The organism is Streptomyces sp. NBC_01384 (genome assembly GCF_045040035.1).
Lineage (GTDB): Bacteria > Actinomycetota > Actinomycetes > Streptomycetales > Streptomycetaceae > Streptomyces.
In genome coordinates, this window is sequence record NZ_CP109559.1 from 5,606,912 (window position 1) to 5,632,588 (window position 25,677).

The window sequence follows — 25,677 nt, forward strand, 5'->3', positions numbered from 1 at the left end:
GTAGCACCACCCCGACCGGAGCCGTGGAACCCGGCGCACACCCGACGCGACAGCCGGGCACTCCACCTGCCCAGACTCCGAAATTCCCCACCAACACTCACCACAAAGGGTCCGTCAGCAAGCTGACGGACCCTCATGCAAGATCGGGGTTTGCGAACTACAGGTAATCCCAGAAGACTTCACTTGCACGGTCTCTATGTAGCTAGCATGCTGGAAGATCCCACTGCTCACGAGAGGCGGCGCCGGTTGGCCAGGCATCATCTGCGCTTCGCGCCCAAGATCCTCACGCGTCTCGGTGAAGAGCTCGTTCCGCATCCGGACATGGGAATCATGGAGTTGGTACGCAACGCGTACGACGCCGACGCCACCGAGTGCAGCATCGAGTTGGTCGACTCCGCGCGCACTGGCGGCTCGATCATCGTTTCGGACAACGGGCACGGCATGACCGATGCCGAACTCACCTCCGACTTCCTGCTCATCGGCAGTTCCAGGAAACCGTCGTCACCGTTCACCCGCAGCGGTCGAAGGCGGGTCGGCGAGAAGGGGCTTGGGCGTCTGGCAGCGCTTCGCCTGGGTCGGCGTGTGAAGGTCACGACACGGTCCGCGGCGACTCCAGGTGTGCAGTACACCCTGGGTATCGACTGGGACGAACTCGACTCCGCTCACGCGGTGGAGGACGTAGCGCTCGAACTCCGCGACGTCCCGCCTTACGCCCGTGTGGGAACTCGTATCGAGATACACGATCTCCGGCAGGGGTTGAGCGTCGCCGATGTCGAGCGGCTTACGCGCTCGCTCACGCTGCTCACGGGCCCCTTTCAGACCGAGTCGACCTTTAAGATTCTCTGGAATCACACGGCGTTCGGGTATGAGGACCTCACCTCGACCGTGACGGATGAACACCTGCAGTGGGCCGAGTTCCATTTGTCGGGACGGCTCGGAGCGGATGGCAGTCAGTCGGCGGAGCTCAGGGACCATCAGGGAAATCTGATTGGCACCGCAACGGCGAAAGACCTTCGGTCCGCGGTCGCCGGAGGCCGACGCCCAACGACCGCAACCGGCGGCGAGCCCCTTTTCACCAGTGCCCCTGCGGCCAAGTTCGACCTGTGGATGTTCAATCTCAACCCGAGGCATTCGGTCGCCCTGCGTGACTCGATTCAGCCAACACCGGAGATTAAGAGCTGGCTTGCCGACGTCGGCGGTGTGCACCTGTATCATCATGGGTTGCGAGTTCAGCCCTATGGTGACCCTGACGACGACTGGCTGAGCATCAACGTCCGTCGCGCTGTGCTCTCCGAATTCCGCCCCTATACGAACAACTCCGTAGGGGCGCTGGTCGTCAATGACCCGGAAGATCGCCTCCAGCCGAAGACGGACCGTAGTGGTTTCGTGCAGAACGCCGCCTTCGGTGAACTACGTGAGTTCGCCCGGTCCGCAATTGAATGGGCATCACAGCGCCGTCGTCAGATTCGCGAAGCCGAACGGCAAGAACAACGCAAGCGCGCGAAGGCGCAGACGGCCGATGCCGAGGCCGACTTCACCGAAGCTAAGAAGGCCCTTGAGGAGCAGCTCGCAGATAATCAGGGCCGCCTGGATGGCAACTTTGACCGTGCGTCGGTCCAACGTATCTTGACCACCTCGCAGCTCCTTGCGGACCAGCGTCTGCGAGAGATCAAGGATCTCCAATCCGAGTTGCTCCTCTACCGGGCCCTCGCCACTGTGGGAACGAGTACCTCCGTGTTCGCCCACGAAGCGCAGCAGCCAGCTGATCGCATCCTCCAGGAAGCGCGTACGGTCGACCGGAGGGTGCGTCGGGACATCGATCCGGCAACTGTCGATGACCGCTATAAACCGTCTCTGAGTGCCATCATGGATGGGGCTCGTACCTTGCAGATCTTCGCCAAACTTCCTCTAGAACTTCTTGTCCGCAAGAAGCGCGATCTGACATACGTGGACATCGACGAAGTGTGCCTGGCCACATTGCGTCTGTTCCACAATTTCCTCAGTGACCGCTGCATTCACGTCACCCATGATCTCGATGGCCGGAACCTTCGCGTACGAACTTACGAGGCTGCGGTCGAATCCATCGTCTCCAATCTTCTCGTCAACTCCGTCCACGCGCTGACGCGTACGGACGGCGGCCTGGAGCGCAGGATCCACCTGGCGACCCGCTCCTTCGTAGATAAGGACGCTCCGTGGATTCGCCTAACCGTGGATGACTCGGGCCCGGGGATCCAGGACGCCTCGACGGAAGAGATTTGGGTTCCCGGATTCACCACCCGAGACGGTGGGACAGGCTTGGGTCTGACCATCGTCCGTGACACGGTTGGCGACATGTCGGGACGCCAGCAGGCGATCAGAAACGGCCCCCTAGGGGGAGCCCGGCTACTGGTCGAGTTGCCTGCCTCGACGACGTCGGTTCCCGCTGCCGGTAACACGAACGACGAAGGGGAGGAGTGACGATGGCTCTGCAGCTTGAGGATGTCCACAGGGTCGGCATCGTGGACGATGTAAAGGCCGACGCAGAAGCCCTCGGCCGACTCTTCGAAGACTTCGACATGCAGGCTCTGATTATGCCCCGGCCGCGTCCCCGCGCCACGGCGGAGGAGTATCTGTCGACGTTACCTCCTCTGGACGTACTCGTCTGCGACCACCAGCTGCGTAGCAGTTGGACGGTCGCATTCACGGGAGCGGAGCTCGCCGCCCGGGCCAACAGCCGCCCTCACAAGCTCCCGGCCATCGTCATGAGTTCGCATGTAGGCACCCGCGAGGCATCATCCATCCACCGATGGCGGGCCGACATCCCCGCAGTCGTCCCCAAGCAGGCCGACGACGAAGAAGTCCTCGGCGCCGTCCGATACGCTCTCGAAGAGGCGGCGGGCAAGTGGTCACGAGAGCGGAGCCGGTTCCGCACCCCGATCGAGGTCCTCGCCGTGCACCCGGGAGGCGAAGCACCGTACGCCGAAGTGCTGGTCAGTGGCTGGAGCCTGACGCAGGTGGCGCAACTGCCGCTGCTGCGCTTCGAGGAGGACACTGGGATTCCCGCCGACGCCCTGCTGCCTGGCACCTGGTTGCGGGCCGAGGTCAACTGCTACGCCCCTCGGGCTGAGGACCTCTGCTTCGCACACATCTCCCTGGCCCCTCAACTGTCCGAGGATGTCCGCGCCCTGTGACCGTTCCATTTCTCCCCCGTCAGAGCGCACCTTCCGAGGGCGACCTCGCAGTTACGATCCTGGACGTCGGTCACGGCAATTCCGCCATCGTCCGCGACGGGCAACGGTGCGCGGTTGTCGACGCCGCGGACGACACCACACACGCCGAACTCGAAAGACTCGGCTGCACGGGCCTTGAGGAAGTCATCGTGTCGCACGTCGACAACGATCACATCGCGGGAATGAGCAGGCTCCTCCTGGACCCGCGGTGGTCGCTCGGCCGTGTCCGAGTCAACACCGACGCGTCCAAGGACACGCGGGCGTGGCGGCACCTCCAGGAAACCCTGCAGCTCGTGGCGGACGACGAGCGCATCACAGGCATTCTTCCAGTATCTACGGATACGGGCCTTCCCATCCGGGTGGGCCGGGCGGAGCTCGAAGTGTGTCACCCTCGATCGCTGATGGCGCTCTCGGGTCCGCGCACGCGCGATGCCCGGTTCGGCACGGTGACGAGCAATACAATGTCCGCCGTCATCCGGATCCATCTCGACGGCGCGGCGGCCGTGCTCCTCGCCAGTGACATCGACGGCGTCGGCTTGCGGGACATCCTGGATCGCCGGAGTCAGCAACTTCGCGCGGATGTTCTCGTCTTTCCGCATCATGGCGGCCTCCCCGGAGCTATGAATCCGGTGGAGTTCGCCCGCTCGCTCACGTCCGCAGTCGAGCCGCGCATGGTGATCTTTTCGATGGGGACGAGTGGCCGAACAGCCAATCCGCGACCGGAAATCATTGAGGGCGTACGAGCGGCGGCACCCGACGCGCACATCGCCTGCACGCAGCTGTCGGTCCACTGCCACGAGGCGGGGTCGCCGCCGCCATCCGAGGGGCACCTCTCCAAGGCCATGGCCCGTGGCCGCTCCACGAGTCGCTGCTGCGCGGGCAGTATCGTGATCACCCGCACCGAGAACGGCTTCCAGTATGCGCCGCCGCTGTTTCGTCATGGGGAGTTCGTGCTCGCGTTGGCGTCAGAGACAGGGGCAGGATCGTTGCCCTTATGCCGCGCGGGGGCGTCGCCGATCCTGAACCCTGCGGCTGGCAACAGTGTCAGATAGCAGCAGGTGGACGAAGTCAGCTGTATCTCGGCCGGGACCGTCTTAGGGCTTGCCGGGAATCAAGTCGTGGCTTTCAGCTGTGTGACTCGATGTTCTGGTATGGCGAGACCGGAGGGGATCGAGGCCGTCCTGGCTGCGAAGTTCCAGGTGTTGTTGCCGCATCTGGACGAGCGTCAGCGTCGGCTAGTCATAGGGGCGGAAGCGCTGTCGCCGGGGCATGGAGGGGGCAGGCGCGTCGCTGCCGCAGCAGGGGTCCGGGAGGGTACGGTCTCTCGCGGAGCGGCTGAACTGGATTCTGGGCAGGCTCTGTTGGGGCCGGTCCGTCGACTTGGTGGGGGCCGGAAGTAGGCCGTGGACCTTGATCCGGGGCTGCGGCCGGCGCTGCTTGCGCTGGTCGAGCCCGACGAGCGGGGCGCCCCGACGCCGCCGCTGCGGTGGACGACTAAGTCGACCCGGAAGCTGGCAGCGGAGCTGACCCGGCAGGGCCACCGGGTCGCCGCCGACACGGTGGCCGGCTGCTGCGGGAGGAAGGCTTCAGTCTGAAGGCCAACGCCAAGACCATCGAGCGTGCTCAGCACCCCGACAGGAACGCCCAGTTCCGCTACCTCAATGAGCAGGCCCGAGACCACAGGGACGCCGGTGACCCGGTGATCAGCGTGGACAGCAGCCGCATGCTCCCGGGGTCGTCGCATCCAGGCCGTGTCGCCGGTACCAGCGCGCTGTCGCGGGTGCCGGTCAGTGACAGGGCCGGATCATCACGGTGAGTACAGGCGAGGCTGGTGACGGTTGACTCTGCCCGATGTCCTCGTACCCCCACGACTTGTAGAGCGCGTGAACCTTTCCGTCCCCGGCGGCCGGGTTGACCATGAGGGTGACGAAGGACTCGTCGCGTGTGGCGAGGAGGGTGTCATGGATACGCCGGGCGGTGCCGGTCTTACGCCAGGCCGACCGGACGCCAATCTCCTTCAGGGCCACGGCTGGACGCTCGGTGTACATGCCTGCCGGCGCCGGGCTGGTGCGCTGCCAGTAGCGGTCGCCGTGCTCGATGGTGTTGCCGTAGGCGTAGCCGACTGGATGTCCGTCCGCGTACGCGAGGACGGCTGTGAACCCCGGCTCGGCGCTGTGCCGGTCCAGGCGCTCACCGAACGCGGTGACCGCGTAGTTCGGTAGGTGGAGGAGCGGGGCGCGGACGTCGGCGTACACGTCGAGGAGGTCGCCGCGGGCAGTGTCGAGGGTGGTGAAGGTGCGCAGTTCGATGGCGGGCGCCGTGGTCATGCGGCCATCCTCCAGGTGGCGGTGTGCTCGGTCCAGGTCTGCGCGGTGGAGCTGCCCGGTGCGGTGGCGCGCAGTGCGGCCCCGAACTCCTGCAGCATGCGTGTGACCCGGGCGTGCTGGGTGGCAGCTTCGGCGGGGACCTTCATCGCGGTAGCCGTGGCGGCGTCGGGGGCGCCCTGTGCGAGCTGGGCGTGGGCTAGCCGGGTCGTGGTGATGGCGCGGGACCGGATCATGTGGGGCCGGAGGGCGGACAGGCAGCGGTGGGCGTGGTACTCGGCGGTCGAGTAGTCGCCGAGGGCCAAGTGTGCGGAGAGAGCCAGGGAGTCCAGTTCGGCCTGGTCGTAGAAGGCGAGCATCCACACCGGCCGGTAGTCGGCGGGGTCGGCGCGCAGCATGGCGTCCTGCGCCTGCTCGAAGGCCCGGCGGGTGCCGGTGCGGTCCTGCGCTGTGCCGTGGATGGCGCCCTGGCGGGCCAGGCCGAGGGAGGCGAACAGGGGGTCTCGGCGGGTGAGGTGCAGGTTGCGGGCGACGTCGTTGGCGGCAAGCGCGTCGGCGGGGCGGCCCATGTGGCGGTACATGGTGCCTGCGTGGCTCCAGATGCGGAACTTGATCGCCTGGTCGCCGGACATCTCGGCGAGGGCCTGGGCCTCGCGCATGTGCGCCTTGGCGACGTCGTAGCGCCGGCCGTCGATGGCGGCCCACATCGCGGAGGAGCGGAAGGCTGCTGCAGAGGCGTAGAGGTTGCTGCGTACCCGCTGGGTGGCGCTGCCGGCGTTCTGGAGGTTGAGTGCCTCGTCGGCAAGGGCGGCGGCCCGCTGCTCGATGCCGAGTTGTCCGCCGTGGCGGTGGTCGCTGGCGATGATCTCGGCGAAGCGCTTGTTGAGGCGGTTGACGTCGCTCATGCCGATACGGCGCGGCGATGCGGTGCCGGGAGCGGCTGCTGCTGCGGCCGCCGCTGCGATGCTGCCTACGAGGGTGCGGCGCTTCATGTCGGGGTCCTCCTGCTGCGGTGGGGCCGGGGTGGACGAAGGCCGGCTCCGTGGCACGAACCCTAAAGCGACGGCGGGTAGTCCGGTGACGTCCTCAAGTGCCTTGCGGGCGGCTGACTTTGGCCACGTGACCCGGCCCGCTTTCCATGCCCGGACCGATGAGCCGTCGAGTCCTCCAGGGCGCCCGGTCAACCGTTCAATGGCCCTGTTCACTGCCTCGGCGAGGCTGTTGGAGCTGTAGCCGTGTTCGGTCATCCACGCCTCAAGAACGGTGTTGCGGGTGGTGTCCATGCGGGCACGGTAGCCCGCGCAATCCCCGCTCGCCAGGTAAAGGAGAGGTCAAAACGTCCTAGGCGAGTCCGTCGGCTGAGTGCCTGAACGTCCTAACCAACCTGTTGGGAAAGGGAGTTGTCTGGGTGCTGGTCGCCCGCCGCGCCCCACTGTGCGGGCGGCTGTTGACGGCCCGGCCCGCCCTGAGGTTCCCCCGCGGGGGCGGGCCGGGCGCCGAGACGACACGAAGGCTCCACCCCAATGACGAGTCTGAGAAAAACAGTTGAGGTCCTCTCCGTCGGTCACCTCACGTACAGCCAGACCTTCCCATGCGAGCCGTCCACGGCTGAGCTCGGCCGTCGACTCGTCCGAGACGTCCTCGACGTGTGGCACCTCGACGGCCTCGCCGACCGTGCCGCGCTGATCATTACAGAGCTGATCGCGAACGCCTCCAGGCACACTCCGTGTCCCGAGATCCGCCTCACGGTTGGGCGGCCGAGCGCGACACGACTGCGTGTCGGGGTCGTGGACCGGGAACCATCGCGTCTGCCCATACTCAGCCAGGCGGCTGACGACGACGAGTCGGGGCGCGGGCTGCTCCTCGTCGATGCCGTCGCCGACCGGTGGGGCTACGACCTGCACGGCTCGGGCAGACGCCCTTGGGGCAAAGAGGTCTGGGCGGAACTCCGTACCGAGGGCGGCAAGTGAGCATCCCGGCCACGGCACCCTCGCCCCTTCCGGACCTCGCCCGACTCCGGCCCCGCCAGCAGATGGCCATGGACTGCGCCCTCTGCGCCCGGCCGCTGGGAGCGAGCGGTCGACGACTGGGCGATCTACGCCACCGGGGCCTGCCGTTCCAGCTCTGGGCCTGCGCTCCCAACTGCCAGGCCACCAGATCGACTATCCCGACCAGCTGAGAAAGGGGACGTCCTTCCATGGAGTGGCCGTGGATCACCGGTGATTGCTGGCTCGGCTGCGGGCGTACGGGAGTCCTGGTGATCTGGCTCGGCCCGGTGCAGTGGGACGGGCAGCACGCCCCCTTCTACGCGTGCGAGCCGTGCCTCGATCGCCTCAAGGCACAGGCGCTCGCCTACTTCATGGAGCGGCGACCGGCATCCGCTTGATCAGTCTCCCGGCACACGACTTCCCGGCGTGAGGGAGGCAGCCCGCGAGGACTTCCTACGCGGAGCACGTCCCCTCGCGCCGGGCGGCCAGGAGCCGTCGGGGGAGCAGCCGTCTGGCAGCGCTCCCGTGGCGGCACCTGGTGGGCGCTCCAGCCCAGTAACACCACAACGATTACAAGGAGTTGAAGCATGACGCGCAGCACCGTAGTTCCCAGCCGCACCGAAGTACGCCCGCAGATCCCTGGGGCGTCGGACGGCTTCGACCTGGATGTCTCTCTCGTCGAGATCGCCGACCCGGCTGGCCTGGTCAACCTGACCGACGACAACTGCGGGTCCACCTGCGGCGCCTGCACCACCAACGTCGCCTGACCCGGACTCCAGATCACCCAGGGCTGGTGCCGCCGCGTCTCCGCGCGGCGGCACCAGCCGCCCGCCCCCTCACCTACGGAGGTACTTGATGGTTGCTCCGCCTGCAGCGTTCCGCACCGGTTCCACTGTTCTCGTGCGCGCCGTGGCCCGGCCCTCGCTGCCGATTCCTCCATGCCCTGACCTCGATGACCGCTCGCCCAGTGGTTCGTCTGCCCGTGTGTCGTGGCTACGCGCGGCCTGGGCGGACAGGGATGTCGCCGAGGCCCTCCGGTACTCCAGCCCGGTCCTGGCCGCGCAGGTAGGGGCCCTGTGCACGGCCGAGCACCCAGCCATCCGGGATGTGCAGCGCGCGGCGCTGTCGGTGGCCCGCTACCTGCTGCGAGCCCAGCATCGGGCAACCCCCTTCGGCCTGTTCGCCGGCGTGGCCACCGCGGAGTTCGGCCCGCAGGCGCGGGCCGACTGGGGCGAGGAGCACGTGGCCGTCGGCCGCGCAGGGGCAGAGTGGCTGGCGGCCCTGGTCGCACGGTTGGAGTCATGCCCGGACCTCCTCGAACGGCTGCCTATCGTCATCAACAACACCGTGACATACCGGGGAGACCGGCTCATCGTGCCGTTCCAGCCCGACGTCCAAAACGACCGGACGCGCGCGGTCGAGGCGTCTCTGGCCCTGACCGGACCGGTGCGCACGGTCCTTGCCGCGACCCGACTGCCGATCCGGTTCGGCACCCTCGTGGACAAGCTCCAGGCGGAGTTCCCCGAGGCCGGTCCCGAGAAGGCACGTCAACTGCTGGCGGAGCTGATCCGGCGGCGGGTACTGATCACGGGCCTGCACGCTCCGAGCACCGAGACCGATGCCCTCGGGTATCTGGTGGGCCAACTCGACGCGATCGACGCCGGCAGCCTCGCCCCGGTCGCCGAGACCGTACGCGAACTCCACGCCATCCGGGCGGGCCTGGAGGAGTGCGCCACGCACGGCCGCCGGGACAGCGTCGCGGCGCGGATGCGAGACCTCGTCCCGGGCCTGCGTCGCCACCCCGTCGCGCTCGACCTCCGCCTGGATGCGCGGCTCGTTCTGCCGGAAGCGGTCGCCCGAGAGATCGAGCGCGCCGCTCTCGTCCTGCCCCGCTTGAGCATCCGCCCGTACGGGACCGCCGCCTGGAAGGAGTACCACCAGCGCTTCTACGAGCGGTACGGCATCGGCACGATGGTGTCGCTCAAGGAGGCCGTGGCGGACAGTGGCACCGGCTATCCCGACGGCTACCCAGGCGCTCCGGCCAGCACACGCCAGCCCCGCGTCTCCGGTCGGGATGACGCCCTCGTACGACTGGCTCAGGCCGCCGCGCTCGACGGCCGTGACGAAGTGATCCTCACGGACGAACAGATTGAGGCGCTGGACGTGGGTCCCGACGAGCCTCGGCTGCCGCCGCACTTGGAGATCGGGGTGCGAGTGCACGCGGCCAACCTGGAGGAGTTGCAGCGCGGGCGGTTCCGGCTGGAGATCGTGAGCGTGTCCCGTGGTGTCGGCGTCTCCACGGGTCGATTCCTCAGCGTGCTGGCTCCCGCCGACCGGGATGCCCTGGGCGCAGAGCTTGCCGACCTCCCGGCCGCAGATGGCAACACCGTGCCCGCGCAGCTCTCTTTCCCGCCTCTGCTCCCCGAGAGCGCCCACGTCACTCGCGCCCCACAGGTCCTGCCCACTGTGATCAGCCTTCAGGAGCACCGCGTCCCGCAGGACACCGTCCTCACTCCGGAGGACTTGGCTGTGGGGTGCGACGGCCGCCGCATGTACCTCGCCGTCCCTGAGCGAGGCCACCGCGTGGAGGTTGTTGGAATGCACGCGCTGAACCTGCGCACCCACACCCCACCACTGGTGCGGTTCCTCACCGAACTGTCCCGCGCCCAGTGCGCGCAGGTCACCGTCTTCGACTGGGGCGCCGCCGCGGCGATGCCGTTTCTTCCACGTCTGCGGTACGGCCGGACAGTACTGGCACCGGCACGCTGGAGGCTGGAAGCGTCCGAACTGCCCGGCCATGCCCGCCCTCGGACCGAGTGGGACGCCGTGCTCAGCGACTGGCGTGCCCGGCGGAGGCTGCCGCGCCGCGTCCATCTCGTTGAGGACGATCGACGTCTCTTCCTTGACCTCGACGAGGCCGGCCACCGTGCGCTCCTGCGCAGACACCTCGACCGGACGCGCCTGGCCGTACTCGTCGAGGCCCCGGAACCAGATGCGTATGGCTGGTGCGGCGGGCGAGCCCACGAGGTCGTGGTGCCACTCAAAGCAACCAGGCCGTCGACATGGCCACCACTGCCAGCCCCCAGCCGGGCCCGTGCCCTGTCTGCGGACCAGATGCAGACGCCTGCCTCTTCGTCGGTTCTTCTCGCCGCCCTCTACGGCGACCCCCGCCGCCAAGACGTCTTGCTCTCCCGGCACTTGCCCGGCCTCCTCGAACAGCTCGGCAGCCCGCCGTGGTGGTTCATCCGCTTCCGCGACCCGGACCAACACCTCCGCGTACGCATCGCCCTCCCCGACCCGGAAGCCTTCGCCGACACGGCCCGAACGGTGAGTGCCTGGGCCGACGAGCTACGAAGCATCGGCCTGCTGGCCGACCTGCGCTATCCCACCTCCTACCGGGAGATGGGCCGCTGGGGCTCCGGCACCGCATGGGAGGCGGCCGAGCAGGTCTTCCGGGCCGACTCGCGCACCATCCTGGCCCAACTCACGCAGCCACAACGTCCCGGACAGCGCACGCTGGTAGCGGCCCACACGGTCGCCATTACCTCCGCGTTCCTCGGCAGCACCGCAGCCGGGATGCGGTGGCTGATCGACCACATCCCTCCGACAGCCCCCGCTCCCGTTCCACGCCCGCAATTCACCGACGCCGCACGGCTCGCCGACCCGAGCGACGACTGGCTGGCGCTGCGCTCTGTCCCGGGCGGGGACGCCATCGTGTCGGCATGGGCTAACCGGGATACGACGCTCGCCGCGTACCGGCCGCACCTGCCCGGCCCGGACACCCAGGGCATCGCCGTCGACGACGTCCTGACCTCCCTACTGCACGTCCATTTCGTGCGCCACGTCGCCGTGAACTTTCCGGAGGAGGAGGTGTGCCTCTACCTGGCGCGTGCCGCCGCCCTGGCTTGGACCGCCCGCACCAGAGGGAGGGCTTCGTGACCGCCCGCCCCGCGCTCGGCCTGGTCGACGCCATCGCCGACCGGCTCGCCGATCCCGACACCGTGCCCCTCGGCTCCAGGACGCTGTCCTCGGACCGGCAGCACCTTGCTTACGGCCCGCCCGGAATCGCGCTCCTTCACATCGAGCGGGCCGCGAGCGGCCTCGGCCCGTGGCACCGCGCCCACGCCTGGCTCGCCGCCGCCTGTCGGCAGCCGCTCACCAGCGGCCCGGACAGGCACCCGTTCTACGGGGCGCCCGCCTTCGCCCACGCCCTGACCTGTGCCGCCGACCACCTTCCCGGCTCCTACCAGCGTGCCCTCAATGCGATGGACGGACAGATCACCATCAACGTCGGGCGCCGTCTCGATGCCGCGCACCGCCGCATCGACGCCGGACGCCTGCCGCAGCTCGCCGAGTTCGACGCCATCCGGGGCCTCACCGGATACGGCGCCTACCTACTGCGCCGAAACCCCGGCAGCTCCACGATGCGCGCCGTTCTCGACTACTGCGTGCGCCTCACCGAACCGATCACCCACCATGGCGAGCCACTGCCGGGCTGGTGGACGGAGACCGGGCCCTCAGGCAGCCCGGACGACCGATTCCCCGGCGGACACGCCAACACCGGCATGGCGCACGGCATCGGCGGTGTGCTCGCGTTCTTGGCCCTCGCCGCTCGGAACGGCTCCGTGACTGACGGGCACCACGTGGCACTGCACACCATCCTGACCTGGCTGGACCGCTGGAAGCAGAGAGCTGACGGCGGACCGGTCTGGCCGTACTGGGTCACTCAGGACGAGCTACGGACGGGGCATCTCGCCCCGTCCGCGCCCCGGCGGCCGTCCTGGTGCTACGGCACCGCCGGCCTCGCCCGCGCCCAGCAACTTGCCGCGCTCGCTCTCGGCGATGCCAGCCGCCAGATCGACGCGGAGAACGCGCTCGTGGCCGCCCTCACTGACCCCGAGCAGCTGAAGGCCACGACGGACAACGGCCTCTGCCACGGGTTCGCCGGCCTCGCCCACGCCGCCGCACGTACGGCAGACGACGCCCACCCCTCAACCGCGGGGAAACTCCGCGCCGCGATCCCGGCCCTCCTGGCTGCAGTCACCCCACCAGACACTGACCCCGAACTCACGGCCACAGCGCTCGTCCATGACCAGGAAGGCGGCCCCGGCCTCCTCGACGGCGCCGCTGGCATAGCTCTGGCCCTCCTGGCGCCCAGCACCGCCGCACCACCCCGGTCCGCCTGGGACGCATGCCTCCTCATCGCTTGATCCACCGACCGAAGGACCTCTATGCCACCCGACCGCTGGCAGCAGCACAACATCACCTTCGTCGACGGCGAGATGGCACGGCGCACCATCGCCGAACGCCTCGGTCCCGGTCTGATCGAGGCCGAGGCCGGCGGGCAGCTCACCGGCTGGTGGTTCATGAACAAGCAGCCCTGGCCGCTGCGTTACCTTGCCGACAAGCCCTCACCAGCCATCGAGTCGCTCCTGAGCGATTTCATCGGCGACGGCGTGGCCACGTTGTGCCTGCCCTGCGTGTACGAGCCCGAGACCGACGCATTCGGTGGGCCCGAGGCCATGGAGGCGGCCCACGAACTCTTCCACAGCGACTCCCGCCACCTGCTCACCTACCAGCCGAGCCCGATGCACTTGGGACGCCGGGAGACCGCGGTCCTGCTCGCGAGTGCCATGATGCGCGGCGCCGGACTCGACTGGTTCGAACAGGGCGACGTATGGGCCAAGGTCGCAGCTCTTCGACCGGTCACCAATCCACCACCACCCGAACGAGCCGCCGAACTGATCTCGCCGATGCAGAAGTTGATGACCGCGGATGCCCGCAGCCTCTGCCGCCCGAACGGTCCACTGCACAGGTATGACGAGTGGGTGACCGCCTTCGAACGGGCCGGAGCCACGCTCGCCGACCTCGCAGGCCGCGGCGCCCTCACCCGCGGCCTGCGAGCCGTCATCGCCCACCACGTGATCTTCCATGCCAACCGCGCCGGTCTCCTCCGGGACGACCAAAGCGCCCTGTCCTACATCGCACGAGAGGTAGTCATGGGAACGAGTGACCACACCGAGTCGCCCACCGAGGCAACGGCCAGCATCGATAGCGTCAGCGCGGTGAACACCGACACGATCACCACCCCCACGGCGGACGCCGAGCGTCTCCGCAACGCCCTGGTCGATCAGCTCCGTACGGACGGACACGCCCGCACGCCCGCCGTCGAGACCGCGTTGCGGACCGTGCCCCGCCATGTGTTCGTGCCCGACGCGTCACTCGAAGACGCCTACGCCAACGCACCCGTGCACATCAAGTACGACACCGACGGCACGTCCATCTCCTGCGCCTCCCAGCCAGGCGTCGTCGCCCTCATGCTGGACCAACTCGAAGCCCAACCCGGCGAGCGCATCCTCGAACTCGGCGCCGGCACCGGCTACAACGCCGGTCTCCTCGCCCACCTGGTCGGCGAGAACGGACACGTGACCACCCTCGACGTCGACGACGACCTCGTGGAAGGCGCCCGCACGCACCTCGCCGCCGCCGGAATCACCAACGTCGAGGCCGTGACCCGCGACGGGGCACTTGGCTACGCCGAAGCAGCGCCGTACGACCGGATCATCGCCACCGTCGGCGCGCACGGCGTACCGCACGCCTGGCTGCAGCAGCTCGCCCCCGGCGGCCGGCTCCTCGTCCCCCAGCGCCTCAAGGGCACCGTCTCCCGCTCCATCGCCTACGAGCAGCGCGACGGCCGGTGGGTGTCCCTCGGCAGCGAGATGAACACCTTCATGCCGCTTCGGCGGGGCATCGCCGACGACGACCGCCGAGTGATCCCTCTCAGCACAGACGGCGCCGTACGACTCCAGGCCCCCGCCGGCCTCAACATCGACGCCGACGCCCTCGCAGGTGTACTTGACCAGCCGCACACCGAGGAGTGGACCGGTATGACGGTCCGCGCCATGGAGTCACCGGAGTGGATGGAACTGTTCGTCACCTGCTCCCTGCCCTCCGGTCTGATCCGGATGCTGTTCCCCCAGAGCGCCAAGGGCACTCTGCTCACCGAGGACCCCTACCCCTCGTCGACTGCGGTCGTCGACAAGGGCACTGTCACCTACCTCGCCCGGCGCCTTTCGAAGGAGAAGACTCCCGAGGGCGACAGGCTCTGGGAGTTCGGCGTCATCGGCCACGGCCCAGGCAGTGACGAACTGGTCGCGAGGGTAGCCGACGCCATCCGCACCTGGGATCGCGACTACCGCCACCGTGAGGCCACGTTCGAAATCCAGCCCCTTGACGCCCCCGAGATCGAGCAGCGCCCCGGTCTCTTCGCCCTCGACACCCCGCTGAACCGCATCGTCGTCGACTGGCGATGACGCCCCCACCCCTAGCGGACGGTGCCCGTCGGCACACGACTGGCGGGCACCGCCGCCTCAGCAGTCCTCACTCTCGACCCGGGGGATCCATGGACCCGCACGGCCTCACAGCCCAGCGCTTCCCGCTCGTCGCCCGATTCCGCCCCGCCTGCCTGCCCCTGCCTGAACGCGTACGCGCACTCGTCGACCTGGCCGACACCGCAGTGAAGAAGGCCGACCAGGGGCTCGCATCGGCCGTCTACAACCAGGCCGCGCTCATCGCCTCCGACCTCGACTTCCCCGACCTCGCCCGCGAGATGTGCCACCAGCACGCCGCCGCCTACCTCCACGCCTGCCCCCTGCCCGGCATGAGCGCGATCCGAGGACTGGAACCGGTCGTCAACCTCGCCCGCCTCCAGATCCGCGATGGCCACGCCGATGAGGGGCGCCAGCGACTCCTCGACCTGCACAAGGCCGTCGAGACGGGCACAGCGGCACGGTTCGAGGGCGTCAACGTCCCTGCGGACCTCACAGCGACCGGCGAAGACCGCCAGGAAGTTCGCGCGTGGCTGTGGCGCGTCCTCCTCGCCGACGGCACGCGTACCCTCACCACCGAGGGGCGATGGGCCGAGGCCCTGGCGCACATCGAAGCCCACCATGGCATCGGACAGCGGATGCTCGACGGTCGGCAGGTCGCCGTACTCACCGGCCTCGTTGCGAACGACACGGCAGCAGCGGCTGGTCTCCTCGCCGACACGATGCCCGGCGACCCGTGGGAGCAAGCCGTCACGGCATGCCTGACCGTCCTGTGCCGCCGCGACGCCGGGCAGCCGATCGACAGCCACCTGGCCGACCTGCTCACGACCTACTCCGGGCGGAAGGCCGAACCCGGGATGACCGTCTTCGACACCCGCCTCGGACTTACCATCCTCGACGCGATCGGTTCCGCCGAGGCGCTCGCCGCGCACCGCATCGTCGAGGACCTCCACCGCAGGACGACGGACGCCGAGGACGGCTACGCGGCCCGCGAGAACTTGGCTCACCCTCTGTTCACCGAGATCGCCACGGACCGGCAAGTGCAGGACTGTCGCGCGCTGGTGCGCGCCTGCGCCCTCGGCACAGGAGTCCTCCCGGACGAACTGCGAGGAGAACTGACGTCGGCTCTGCACGCCAGCGACAGCGTGATCCGGGAAAGCCTCACACGTTCCTCCGATCCCGGACGAACGCAACCCCTGCGGGCCTGACGGTGCCTATCGGCGCTGTCGGCGCTGCTGTTCGGTAGGCGTCGTAGCAGCCGACGGAAACTGACCGTCGTGGGTCTGCCGGACGCGGACCGAGGCTGCGAGGGTGGAGCGGCGACGGGCAGCTTCGGCTCGCCGATTGGGTGCCGGGTTGCGGCCGGTGTGCTGGATGCGGGTGATGAGCACGCGGGCGGGTTGGCGGGCGGTGGTCAACTCGCGCTGAGCCGCGGCTTCCCGAAGGAGTTGGTGGGGTTGGTGGCCGCGGGCTTCCGCGTCGGCGAGGACGGTGGCGAGCGCGGGCCAGGCCGGGTCGGTGAGGATGCGCTCAGCGTGGTCGGGGACGGCTGCCCGTACGTCGCCGGCCAGAATGCGGCTGGCTTCATCCCTGGGCGGTCGGGCGGTGAGTTCGGCGAGCGTCGGGGCGAGGGTCAGGTCGGCGGCCGTCTGGAGGTGCTGGACGGCCTGGCGGGCGGCGTCGGCCTGGTGGGCGTGGTGCTTCGCTTCGTGCCAGCGCGCGGCGACGATGGTGGCCCAGACGAGGGCTGCGACCAGGGCGGCGAGTGCGCTGCCGTCGGGGCCGGTGGCGGTGTGCACGATGTCGCGTGCCGCGCCGCGCAGGGCGTGGGCGGCACGGTCCTCGGCCCGGACCTGGGAACGCTGGGCCCGGGCGAACGCCTTGGAAGCGGCCTGGAGTTCGGCGCGCAGAGGGGCAGGTACCTTCTGGGCGGTAGCTTCCAGGAGTTCGCCAAGGGCGGTGATGTGGGCCTGGGCGTGGGTGTCGTCGGCCAGATCGGTGTGGAGCATGTCGAGGGCGCCGGCGGCTTGGTGCCAGGGGGTGCTGGGGTGGTTGCGGCGGGCGGTGGGGTGTTCTTCGGGTCGGCTGGATTCGAGGCGGGCCTTGATTTTGGGCAGGGAGAGGTCGGGGGAGATCTTGCTTCCGGGGTGGTAGATCTGCTCGCCGGCCTCGTTGACGTCGCCGGGGCGGCCAGCGGCGTAGCCGAGGAGGTCGCCTGACGGGCCGCGCCGGATCTGAACCTCAACGCCGCTGGCTTCGAGGTAGGCGACAAATTCCTCGGCGCTGGTCACGTGGGGGATGGCGGCGCGGATGCGGTCCTGGAGCCACTCGGGGCTGGGCTCATCCCAGCCGAGGCGTTCGGCCTTGTGCATCTCGGCCTGAGTCGGGCGACGGCTTCCGGTCCCGTCCCCCTTCTTCAACTGCCGTAGCCCGTAGTCCTTCTCGATCGCGCGGCACTCGTCACCGACGCGCACGCCGCTGCCGTGGAGTTTGGGACGGCGGCCGTCTTCGCGGACGGTGGTGGCGAGGATATGGATGTGGTCATCCGCGTGCCGTACGGCGATCCAGCGGCAGCCCAGATCATCACCGGTCGGCGCGATACCGGCCGCTTCAACGATGCGCTGGGCGATCTCGCCCCACTCGGCGTCGGAGAGGTAACGGTCCTCGGGGGCGGCACGGACCGGGCAGTGCCACACGTGGTCGGTGACCTGTTTGCCGAACTCGCCGTTGCGCAGCCGCACGGGCTCGTCGAGGTAGCGGGCGAGTTCGGTGAGGGTGGCGTTCTCGTCACGGCCAGGGTCGGGCATGCCGAGCATCGCGAACCCCGCCACGATGTGCGGATCGAGGTGCTCGTCGTGGCGGCCTGGGCCGTAGAGGTAGGCGAGCAATCCGCGGGTGTTGGACCCGGCCGGTTTGATGGCGGCGATCACGCGGCTGCCTCTGTCTCCGGGTCGGCGGGCTGGCGCAGGGCTTCGGCGATCAGCTCCAGCAGCTGGTGGAGTTCGGTCAGGCGCTGGCGGATGTCGGGTGGGGTGTGGTCGCTGTTGAGGGCGCGGGCGATCTGGTTGACGTTGACGCCGATCCGGTTGAGCTGGCGCAGGACCTGGGCGCGGAAGATGTGGGTGCGGCGGCGGTCCTCGGACAGGGGCAGGTTGGCGGTGAAGTGGCCGGTGATGAAGGCGAGGACGATGTCGGCGGCGAAGCCCGAGTCACCCCTGTAGCCGTGCTCGGCGGCAGTCTCCTGGAGGCGGGTGTGCTCGTCGCCGGTGAAGCGCAGCGGGCCGACGCGGACGACGCGCTTGGTGCCGGTGAAACGGCGGATCGTGGGCTGCACGCTCTTCACGACAGGCTCACCGCCGACGCTCTCGGCGCTGTCGGCGGCACGTACGCGGCGCAGAGTCTCGCACTGGAGGGTGTGGAGCATGTCCTCGTCGGAGCCGCCCTCGGCCCCGACGCCCTTGCCTGGCGCCCCCTGGCGCTGGGCCGTCTCCGCCACCCCCGGGGCGGAGACCCCCGAAGACCGGCCCTGAGTCGGACTCGGGGTACTACTGGCTCCGCCCGGGGCAGGTCGTCCGAACGCGCGCCGCCAACGGTCCATCAGCGTAGGCGACTTCGTCAGCGGCAGCGGCTCGTCGGGGGCGTTCTCGGGGGCGAGTGGGTTGTGAGTCATGGACGGTTCTCCAGAGCGGGGTGGGGAGGGCGTGCGGGGCACGGCGGAGATCAGGCGGAGTTCGGACGGCTGCCGCCTCATCCACAGGTGGGGGCGATCGCGCGATTCTTGGGAGGCGGTATGGCGGGCCGGGTGACCGGAAGGGTTCCGGTCACCCGGCAGCGGTTGCGGTCAGCCGCCGGACCGATCGGTCTCGACAACGGCATCGGGCTCGGCCCGGAGGATGTCCATCACCTCGGTCAGCCGCTGGCTGCCGACCGTCAGCCCTTTGTCCTCAACCGCCGTCCGGACGATGGCCCGGGTGAGCTTGCCCTGCTCAGCGGCAGCGGCCCGGCCGATCTCCACGAGTTCCTCAAGGGGAGCCCCGGGCGGACGGCCACCGCGTACCTTGCCCGCCGCAGCGGAGGCGGGCGGTTTGGGAGACTGGACGGATACAGCGGCCGATAGCCCAGCGGCCTGGACGGGCTCAGTCAATAGCTCGGCAGGCCCGAAGCGCCCGGCCGGAACCTCGCCGGACCGGCCGACCGCGATGGCCGGCGCCTCGCCGAGGTGGACGGAAGTGGTGACCGACGGTTCCGGCACCTGCACCGAATCGGGGCCCGATTGGTCGACATCAGGCTGTGCGACGAGTTCGTGGATCTGCCGCATCAGCACGCCGAAGGCCACCATCGCGGCGGCCGGGGGAACCGCGGCGACCACGTAGTCGAGCAATGGGACGCTGCCGGCGTCGCGCGTGCCGGTCACCCCGGCCACGTTGAGCCCGATGGAGCCGAATGATCCGATGGCGGTGACGCCGATGGCCCACGGGTCGGTGACGCGGCGCAGGCCCGCGCGGAGCATGAGGAGTTCGCCCGCGACGATGAATGCGTCCAGCGTCGCGGGCCACGCCCATCGGCGGATCGGAGAGTCGCGGAGTCCGTGCTGGGCGGCGACCTCGGCCAGGTGGGCGTAGGAGAGCCAGAACGCACCGGCGGTAAGGGCCACGATGACGATGCCGGCCGCGCGGAGCACGTACTGCTCCGGGGAGCTTCGCCTTCGCTGGTTGCTTCTGACCGGGCTGGTCGCCGCGCGGCGGGCGGTCTCGGCGACGGGACATGAGAGGGACCTTCAAGCGGGGTACTCCTGGCGTAGTCGTGTGGTGCGTATTTGCCGTCTTGGCCGTTGCAAGCGCAGGTCACAGCGGGTACGGCAACCGCCTCGGCCTTCCGTCCTGGCGTGTGCCGCCGACGTCGTGTTCCGAGTCGGAACACGACGTCGGCGCATCCTGGCGGGCCTGGTGCCGGTGTGGCCGTGCCCCGGGCCGGGACGGTGGCGTTGTGTCTTCCGTCCCGGTGGGCGGTGCTGTGGCCTGCGCTGATACGGCAGGACGGCGGGGGACGGCGCAAGACAGATGCGGGCGGCGTCTTGGCGGTAGGGCTGCGATGGCGGATCGCGTTGCCGTCTTGGCCCCGGTTGGCGTCTTGCCGGTATGCCGTGTGACCTGCGAGATCACGGCAGGGACGGCAGGGACGGCAACAAGGGGGCGGGGTTCAGCCCGCGTCGAGTTCGCCGGGCAGGGCGTTCACTCAGTGAACGGCGGGTGGTTCACCGGGCGTGCCGCCTGGGGGCCCACTGAGTGGACGGTGGGGCAGTACCGGCTCCAGGCATCCAGGAACTTGTTGCGCATGTAGCCCTTGCGCTGGGTCCGATCGGCCATGCGCACGTTGCCGGGCCTGATCTCGAACTCGCGCAGCATCCTGCCCAGTTCACGGGCGGTCAGCCCGCCCCGCCCCCACTCCGCCCACGGCGCCTCCGCGTCCTGGCGCAGGTGATGGAGGAGTTCCTCGGTGGACAGACTGTCCACCTCACGCTGGGCGTAGAAGACCCGGCGGATGTCGGCAAGGATCCGCGCTCCGCTCGGGTGGTCCTCCTCGGCCGCCACTTCGGCGGCGACCATCCGCGCACACGCGAGGCGCGCCAGCCTGGGCCAGTGACCGCCGGCGAGGTCGGCGACGATGACCAGGGGTTCCCAGGTGTCTGCGGCGCGGTCCTCGACGGGCATGTCCGGCTCCAGGTTCGCGGCGTCGTCCAGCAGGGGCCTGGCCCACGCGGCGATGCGGTCGCGCAGATCGTGCAGGGCCGGGATGTCGCGGCGGGAGCGGAAGGGCTTGACCTTCTCGCCCTCGGCCCGGCGCCGCATGCGGATCACGACCGACCGGTCCATGACCGTGTCGGGCAGCTCGCCGATTCCCGCGATGGCCGCCATGGCGAAGGTCGCGAAGCGGTGCGGGGTGTGGTCGTTGCCCACGACCCGGGTCACGTACCGCCCTCGCTGGTGGCCGGCGTTGAGCAGGCCGCGCGTCTCCTCGTTCTTCTCCGCGACCTTCGGGCCGAAGATGGTGTCCGCCTCGTCCACGAGGAGCGTGGGCGGGTTGTCCTCGGAGATCGACCGGAAGATGGCCGCCGGGGTGGTGTTGATGGTGAGCATCGGTTCGTGGACCGTCTCGGTCAGCACGTCCAGCAGCCGCGACTTGCCGCACCTCTTCGCCGGGCCCACCACCGCCAGGCGCGGGGCGTGCTGCCATGCGGGCTGCAGGTGCGTCGCTGCCACCCACAAGGTGATCGCGTCGAGGGCCTCCTGGGAGGGCGGGATCACGAACTGGGCGATCTGCCCGCGCAGTTCGTCCAGCAGCGCGGAGCCGTACGTCGGCTCCGCATCGGATATTTCCTCCGGCCCGCTCGGGGTCTTCGCCTCGTCGGTGCTGCGGGCGTCCGCATCACTGCTGGGGCTCGGATCGGCGTCGTCGGCCTGCGTGGCGTGCAGGTGGGCGCCGGGTCGGCCGGGGATGGCCGCTGCGGGCCAGATGGCCTGTGCGGGGCCGGAATAGGGTTCGGGGTTCTCGGGTTGCACTCGGCAGCTCCTCGTCTGGCGGTGGCGGGCTCGCACGCCCTTGCCGCCGGGTTGGTTCTTCCAGGGCCGTTCGGGGTTGCTCGGGCCTCCGGCGTTGCACCGCCGGGGGCCCACCCTCTTCTCGCGAGCGTTCGGTGATCGCGAGGGAACACGGACCGTACGTCCACGCCCGGCAACAGTCCAGCGTTTCTGTGTCAGCTCAGCGCAGAACGGTCTGCTACGGTTCCCCGCTCTCATGCGGCCAGGCCCAGCAGGGCCAACAGGTCTGCGGTCACCACCCGGTAGGCGTTGCCCAGCCGCAGCACCTTGCACGGGTACTGGCCGCGCTTGGCCAGCTCGTACCCCTTGCTTCGCCCGAGCCCCAGCGCCCGGTTGCCTGTCTCCAGGTCAACGGCGGCGGGAAGCTCCAGCAGCTCCTCGCGGCTCATGCCCTTCACTCGGCCGGCCGGTCCGTTCTCGCGCATACGCGCTCCATCCATGACTGAGCCCTCGGCGAACACGACGATCACGCTCGTCTCCAGGCCATGGAATCAACGGTAGGGAAGTTAATGTGTCTACATGACACAACACGGTTTCGATGCTGGAAGGGACGAGGACGACGTCCCGGAGTGGGTGGACCAAGTGATGGCCACCGTGGCCGCCGAGGTCCGCAGACGAAGGAAGGAGTTGCACATGAGCGCCCAGGACCTGGCCGACCGCTGCGAGGAGATCGGCCACCCGATCCCGCGCAACGTGATCGCCAACATGGAGTCCGGCCGCCGCGCCAACCTGCCCCTGGTCGACGTCATCGTCCTCGCCGAAGCCCTGGACACCTACCCGATCTGCCTGCTCTACCCCGTCGGCTACGTCGACCGAGTCCAGCGCCTCCCCCTGCAGCACTCCGAACGGACCTGGGATGCCATGCGCTGGTTCACCGGCGACAGGGAGGAGCTCGGCAGGGATGACGCCATGTTCCGGTCCTTCCGCGCCCACATCCGCCACCAGCGCGCCGCCCTGGCCGCCCTGAAAGGCGAGAAGCACGAGCGCTGGAAAGCGGAGACAGCACCCAACAAAGCCGAACGCGAGGAAGCCCTCCTCGCCCAAGCCGACTACGCGGAAAGGGCGTTGGAAGCCAAGTACCGGCTTCGAAGCGCCCGCGCCTTCATCCGCGAAGACGGCGGCACACCACCGCACCTGCCGCCGGAACTCGCCGATGTCGACCCACCCGAAACCGCCCCCAACACCACCGAGGAGAACGATCTTTGAAGGGTTCCACCCACCGCCGCTGCTACTGCCGCGACCCCTACACCGGCAAGCCGCTCGGCAAGAAGTGCCCCAAGCTCTCCAGCCGCAAGCACGGCTCGTACTCCATACGCCAGGAACTCCCGCCCCGCGAGGACGGCACCCGCCGCTCCTTCAGTCGCGCCGGCTACGACTCCCTCAAGGCCGCCCAGGTCGACCTCGACCACGTGCGCGCGCTCGTCGGCCTGGCCGACGCCGACGACTCCGAGGGCCTGGCCCAGATAGCCGAGTTGCTGGAGAAGGTGGCCGACGAGAAGGCCCCGCTGCCGAACATCGAGGCGACCCGCAGGCGCCTCAGCCACGGCCTGGACCTGACGAGCAGGCTCACGGTTGGCGAGTGGCTGGACATGTGGCTGGCGGGCAAGAAGGGGCGGCAGAGCGCCATCAGCCGCGACGAGAGCAACATCCGGGTGCACCTCAAACCACGGATCGGGCATTACCGGCTCGACCGCCTCCGGGTCGCCCACCTGTCGGAGATGTTCGAGGCCATTGCCGAGGCCAACGTCGAGATCGCCGAAGGCAACGCGGCCCGCCGCAAGGCGTTCGAGGACCTCGCCCAGATCCCCTGGAAGGGCCGCGAGCCCCGCGCCCGCCGCAAAGCGATGAAGGCAGCCATCGCCGAGATGGAGCCCTACCGCCGCATCGTCGGTCCGGCCACACGCCAGCGCGTCCGCTCCACCCTGCGGGCCGCGCTGAACGCTGCGATCGCCCAGCAGCTCATCACCTTCAACCCGGCGGCCCATGTCGAGTTGGAAGCGGGTAAGCGGCCCAAGGCTCTCGTGTGGACCGAGGAACGCATCCTTCACTGGAAGCGCACCGGCGAGAAGCCGTCGTCGGTGATGGTCTGGACGCCGGCGCACACCGGCCTCTTCCTCGACCACGTCGCGGAGGACCGCCTGTACGCGCTGTTCCACCTGATTGCGTTCCGCGGACTGCGGCGGGGCGAGGCGTGCGGCCAGAAGTGGACCGACACCAACCTGGACGCCGGTCTCATCACCGTCGCCAAGCAACTCGTCGTGGACGGCTGGGAGGTGTACGAGGACGACCCCAAGACCGACGCCGGCGCGCGGACCATCGCGCTGGACTCCGACACGGTCCAGGCCCTCAGGCGGCACCGCGCCCAGCAGGACAAGGACCGTAAGGAGTGGGAGAACGCCTGGGTGGAGACCGGCCGCGTCTTCACCAAGGAAAATGGTGAGATGCTCCACCCCGCCAATGTCACACGGCGGTTCATCGAGCTGTACGAGGAGATCGACCTCCCTCCGGTCCGGCTCCACGACCTCCGCCACGGTGCCGCGACCCTCGCCCACGCGGCCGGGGCCGACCTGAAGGACATCCAGGAGATGCTCGGCCATTCCTCGATCACCATCACGGCCGACACGTACACGAGCCTGCTCCCCGAAGCGGACCTGGCGATCGCCGAGGCCGCAGCCCGGCTCGTCCCGCGTGCCCGCGACACCTCGGAGAACACCGCCTCCGAAGCGGAGCCTGAGCCCGACGACGCGGAGGATCCCGGCCCGGAGTCCGTGCCGGATGATGCTGATCCGTTGGGAGAAATTCCGGAGATCAACTCTCCGTCCGCTCACGCACCGCTCACGCAAACGGCCCCGGACGAGGAGTCCGAGGCCGAGTAGAAGCCCTCCCTGGGGAAGAAACCCCAGGTCAGAGTGCTAATGCGTTGTGCCCCCGGCAGGATTCGAACCTGCGACACCCGCTTTAGGAGAGCGGTGCTCTATCCCCTGAGCTACGAAGGCGGGGATCTGTCGGAAAGCGTGTCTGAAATTAATGCCCAAGTGAGCGGGCTCATCCAGACCGGATCCCAACAGTGTTGTGGTGGTCAGGCCAGTCCACGGCTGTGCCACCGCCGACAGTGTAGCGGGTGACGCTCGGGCGGTCGGCGAGTTGGGCGGGCAGCCGGTGGGTGGCGGGTCCGTGTGTCGGGTCCGCCCTGGTCGCGCGGCCCGGGAGGGGGGGAGGCGCCTCTCTGTGGGGAGGGTCGGGCCGCTGTGCTTGTCGGCCCTGGGGCCATGATCCGGGCTGTGGAGTTGTTCTCCCAGGCGTAACCGATGTGGATGAGCAGGGTGCCGTTGGCGCCGTATGCGGGGAACCGTTTATGGGGATATGGGTGAGCGAAGATTGAATGATTTGTGGCACTTTGCATATATCGTGCGAGTCTGGGATTGAAACCAGTTATGCGATTTCACGGCGTAACGGTCACCTTTGAAACCACCACGATGTACGTGGCACGCGGTCTCGTCCGGGATTGAGCGGAGCGCGGTCCAGGTGTCGCGCTCGCGGGCGTAGTCCATGGTCAGTTGCAGCCGCCAGTTCGCGTGCGTGCCGTAGACCGTCGCATCCGTCACGATCCGGCCTACGAGGCGGGCGTCGTCGCCGTCGACCTCGACGGTCACCTCCTTCTCCGAACCGTCCGGCTCGCATCTGGGACAGCCACTCCGTCTTCGGCTGCTCGTACCCGGTGATGTGGGTGAGGGCGAAGCCGTCGTCGAGCATGTCGTCGAGAGCTTCGGTGTCGCCGTCGGTCATCGCTTGCAGGTGGGCGCGGTAGGCCTCGATGACCTCGTCGTGAGCGTTCTGATCGGGGGTTGTGTGCATGGTCGCTCCTGTCGTTGGGGTGGCTCTGTTCGTGGGCGGCGTCGTGCGGCGTCGTGCATGAGACCGCGGGTAGCTCTCCGACCCGCACGCTCTCCGGCCCTCCCCGGTCTTCCAGATGTGCGCCGCTCGCATCGCATGCCCTCCTGACGCGTGTTCCGCGCCGGCTGATGGGTCACTCGACGCTGCCATCGACCCCCTCGACACGGGCGTACGCGCCGGCCCCGACCCGGAGCTCATCAACCCCACGACCTACCCGAAGAAGGTCGAGAACTGACGCGTCCTCGCACCACCGGAGGCGTAACGACAGATGACCGGTCGTATTGGTTGTTTGCGGTCGTGGCGTCGTGGCGGGAAGGCCGTGCGCGCGGGCCTGG

20 protein-coding genes, 1 tRNA gene and 2 pseudogenes are annotated in these 25,677 nt (G+C 69.0%); 13 read left to right on the forward strand and 10 right to left on the reverse strand.

Annotation, left to right across the window (positions count from 1 at the left end; all coding sequences use genetic code 11):
* The first annotated feature begins 207 nt into the window (after window positions 1–207).
* From OG747_RS25890 to OG747_RS25905, 4 genes and pseudogenes are all read left to right on the forward strand, one after another.
* Window positions 208–2,457, forward strand: a complete 2,250-nt coding sequence (locus OG747_RS25890; protein ID WP_405881766.1) for an ATP-binding protein — start codon at window positions 208–210, stop codon at window positions 2,455–2,457.
* Window positions 2,458–2,459: 2 nt separating this feature from the next.
* Window positions 2,460–3,170, forward strand: coding sequence for a response regulator (locus OG747_RS25895; protein WP_405881767.1), 711 nt, complete (start codon window positions 2,460–2,462; stop codon window positions 3,168–3,170).
* Window positions 3,167–4,261 carry a ComEC/Rec2 family competence protein gene (locus tag OG747_RS25900; protein WP_405881768.1) on the forward strand — a complete coding sequence of 365 codons (1,095 nt, stop codon included), beginning with the start codon at window positions 3,167–3,169 and terminating at the stop codon, window positions 4,259–4,261. The genes OG747_RS25895 and OG747_RS25900 overlap by 4 nt, the downstream gene beginning before the upstream one ends.
* A 99-nt stretch (window positions 4,262–4,360) precedes the next feature.
* Window positions 4,361–4,932: pseudogene (locus OG747_RS25905) on the forward strand (ISAzo13-like element transposase-related protein); the annotation flags it as partial.
* Window positions 4,933–4,996: 64 nt separating this feature from the next.
* Here OG747_RS25905 and OG747_RS25910 read toward each other — a convergent pair.
* Entirely contained in the window at window positions 4,997–5,536 is a 540-nt protein-coding gene (locus OG747_RS25910; protein ID WP_405881769.1) for a GNAT family N-acetyltransferase, read from the reverse strand.
* A complete protein-coding gene (locus tag OG747_RS25915; protein ID WP_405881770.1) occupies window positions 5,533–6,816 on the reverse strand; it encodes an XRE family transcriptional regulator in 1,284 nt (427 codons plus the stop codon). Before OG747_RS25915 ends, OG747_RS25910 begins: the two co-directional genes overlap by 4 nt.
* A gap of 240 nt (window positions 6,817–7,056) precedes the next feature.
* Between OG747_RS25915 and OG747_RS25920 the strand changes: the two genes are divergently transcribed.
* The 7 genes from OG747_RS25920 to OG747_RS25950 all read left to right on the forward strand — a co-directional run bounded on the left by OG747_RS25920 (window position 7,057) and on the right by OG747_RS25950 (window position 16,057).
* Window positions 7,057–7,503 (forward strand): ATP-binding protein, encoded by a 447-nt coding sequence (locus OG747_RS25920; RefSeq protein ID WP_405881771.1) that lies wholly within the window; start codon window positions 7,057–7,059, stop codon window positions 7,501–7,503.
* Window positions 7,504–7,730: 227 nt separating this feature from the next.
* Window positions 7,731–7,919 (forward strand): hypothetical protein, encoded by a 189-nt coding sequence (locus OG747_RS25925; RefSeq protein ID WP_019759144.1) that lies wholly within the window; start codon window positions 7,731–7,733, stop codon window positions 7,917–7,919.
* A gap of 189 nt (window positions 7,920–8,108) precedes the next feature.
* Entirely contained in the window at window positions 8,109–8,288 is a 180-nt protein-coding gene (locus OG747_RS25930; protein ID WP_016825826.1) for an FxLD family lanthipeptide, read from the forward strand.
* 217 nt (window positions 8,289–8,505) lie between these two features.
* Complete coding sequence (locus OG747_RS25935; protein WP_405881772.1) at window positions 8,506–11,460, forward strand: lantibiotic dehydratase; 2,955 nt, start codon at window positions 8,506–8,508, stop codon at window positions 11,458–11,460.
* Window positions 11,457–12,731: a lanthionine synthetase C family protein gene (locus OG747_RS25940; RefSeq protein ID WP_405881774.1), complete on the forward strand. Its 1,275-nt coding sequence runs from the start codon at window positions 11,457–11,459 to the stop codon at window positions 12,729–12,731. Before OG747_RS25935 ends, OG747_RS25940 begins: the two co-directional genes overlap by 4 nt.
* Before the next feature lie 21 nt (window positions 12,732–12,752).
* A complete protein-coding gene (gene fxlM / locus OG747_RS25945) occupies window positions 12,753–14,834 on the forward strand; it encodes a methyltransferase, FxLD system (RefSeq protein WP_405881775.1) in 2,082 nt (693 codons plus the stop codon).
* A gap of 89 nt (window positions 14,835–14,923) precedes the next feature.
* Complete coding sequence (locus tag OG747_RS25950; protein WP_405881777.1) at window positions 14,924–16,057, forward strand: hypothetical protein; 1,134 nt, start codon at window positions 14,924–14,926, stop codon at window positions 16,055–16,057.
* A 6-nt stretch (window positions 16,058–16,063) separates the two neighbouring features.
* On the opposite strand, the gene OG747_RS25955 is transcribed toward OG747_RS25950, so the two are convergent.
* The 5 genes from OG747_RS25955 to OG747_RS25975 form a co-directional block, all read right to left on the reverse strand.
* Window positions 16,064–17,779, reverse strand: coding sequence for a relaxase/mobilization nuclease domain-containing protein (locus OG747_RS25955; protein ID WP_405881778.1), 1,716 nt, complete (start codon window positions 17,777–17,779; stop codon window positions 16,064–16,066).
* The gene (locus OG747_RS25960; RefSeq protein WP_405885669.1) at window positions 17,776–18,345 is read right to left on the reverse strand and encodes a MobC family plasmid mobilization relaxosome protein; all 570 of its coding nucleotides are present in this window, start codon (window positions 18,343–18,345) and stop codon (window positions 17,776–17,778) included. The genes OG747_RS25955 and OG747_RS25960 overlap by 4 nt, the downstream gene beginning before the upstream one ends.
* Before the next feature lie 345 nt (window positions 18,346–18,690).
* Window positions 18,691–19,530, reverse strand: coding sequence for a DUF2637 domain-containing protein (locus OG747_RS25965; protein ID WP_405881779.1), 840 nt, complete (start codon window positions 19,528–19,530; stop codon window positions 18,691–18,693).
* A gap of 550 nt (window positions 19,531–20,080) precedes the next feature.
* A complete protein-coding gene (locus OG747_RS25970; RefSeq protein ID WP_405881780.1) occupies window positions 20,081–21,409 on the reverse strand; it encodes a DUF3631 domain-containing protein in 1,329 nt (442 codons plus the stop codon).
* 233 nt (window positions 21,410–21,642) lie between these two features.
* Entirely contained in the window at window positions 21,643–21,873 is a 231-nt protein-coding gene (locus OG747_RS25975) for a hypothetical protein (RefSeq protein WP_383825078.1), read from the reverse strand.
* Between the two features lie 94 nt (window positions 21,874–21,967).
* On the opposite strand from OG747_RS25975, the gene OG747_RS25980 reads away from it, so the two are divergent.
* Both OG747_RS25980 and xerC read left to right on the forward strand, forming a co-directional pair.
* Entirely contained in the window at window positions 21,968–22,654 is a 687-nt protein-coding gene (locus tag OG747_RS25980) for a helix-turn-helix domain-containing protein (protein WP_405881782.1), read from the forward strand.
* Window positions 22,651–24,324 carry a tyrosine recombinase XerC gene (gene xerC, locus OG747_RS25985; protein ID WP_405881783.1) on the forward strand — a complete coding sequence of 558 codons (1,674 nt, stop codon included), beginning with the start codon at window positions 22,651–22,653 and terminating at the stop codon, window positions 24,322–24,324. The genes OG747_RS25980 and xerC overlap by 4 nt, the downstream gene beginning before the upstream one ends.
* A 47-nt stretch (window positions 24,325–24,371) precedes the next feature.
* Here the strand turns inward: xerC and OG747_RS25990 are convergent.
* The 3 genes and pseudogenes from OG747_RS25990 to OG747_RS26000 all read right to left on the reverse strand — a co-directional run.
* Window positions 24,372–24,444, reverse strand: a tRNA-Arg gene (locus tag OG747_RS25990).
* Between the two features lie 357 nt (window positions 24,445–24,801).
* The gene (locus tag OG747_RS25995) at window positions 24,802–25,101 is read right to left on the reverse strand and encodes a hypothetical protein (RefSeq protein WP_405886099.1); all 300 of its coding nucleotides are present in this window, start codon (window positions 25,099–25,101) and stop codon (window positions 24,802–24,804) included.
* A gap of 22 nt (window positions 25,102–25,123) precedes the next feature.
* Window positions 25,124–25,540: pseudogene (locus OG747_RS26000) on the reverse strand (nuclear transport factor 2 family protein); the annotation flags it as partial.
* Window positions 25,541–25,677: the final 137 nt, after the last annotated feature.

Bases quoted from the DNA above. Each gene is read 5' to 3' on its own strand.
- OG747_RS25930 (WP_016825826.1), top strand. From the start codon at position 8,109: ATGACGCGCAGCACCGTAGTTCCCAGCCGCACCGAAGTACGCCCGCAG.
- OG747_RS25920 (WP_405881771.1), top strand. From the start codon at position 7,057: ATGACGAGTCTGAGAAAAACAGTTGAGGTCCTCTCCGTCGGTCACCTC.
- OG747_RS25910 (WP_405881769.1), bottom strand. From the start codon at position 5,536: ATGACCACGGCGCCCGCCATCGAACTGCGCACCTTCACCACCCTCGAC.
- OG747_RS25925 (WP_019759144.1), top strand. From the start codon at position 7,731: ATGGAGTGGCCGTGGATCACCGGTGATTGCTGGCTCGGCTGCGGGCGT.
- OG747_RS25915 (WP_405881770.1), bottom strand. From the start codon at position 6,816: ATGGACACCACCCGCAACACCGTTCTTGAGGCGTGGATGACCGAACAC.
- OG747_RS25895 (WP_405881767.1), top strand. From the start codon at position 2,460: ATGGCTCTGCAGCTTGAGGATGTCCACAGGGTCGGCATCGTGGACGAT.
- fxlM (WP_405881775.1), top strand. From the start codon at position 12,753: ATGCCACCCGACCGCTGGCAGCAGCACAACATCACCTTCGTCGACGGC.
- OG747_RS25975 (WP_383825078.1), bottom strand. From the start codon at position 21,873: ATGCGCGAGAACGGACCGGCCGGCCGAGTGAAGGGCATGAGCCGCGAG.
- OG747_RS25950 (WP_405881777.1), top strand. From the start codon at position 14,924: ATGGACCCGCACGGCCTCACAGCCCAGCGCTTCCCGCTCGTCGCCCGA.
- OG747_RS25980 (WP_405881782.1), top strand. From the start codon at position 21,968: ATGACACAACACGGTTTCGATGCTGGAAGGGACGAGGACGACGTCCCG.
- OG747_RS25890 (WP_405881766.1), top strand. From the start codon at position 208: ATGCTGGAAGATCCCACTGCTCACGAGAGGCGGCGCCGGTTGGCCAGG.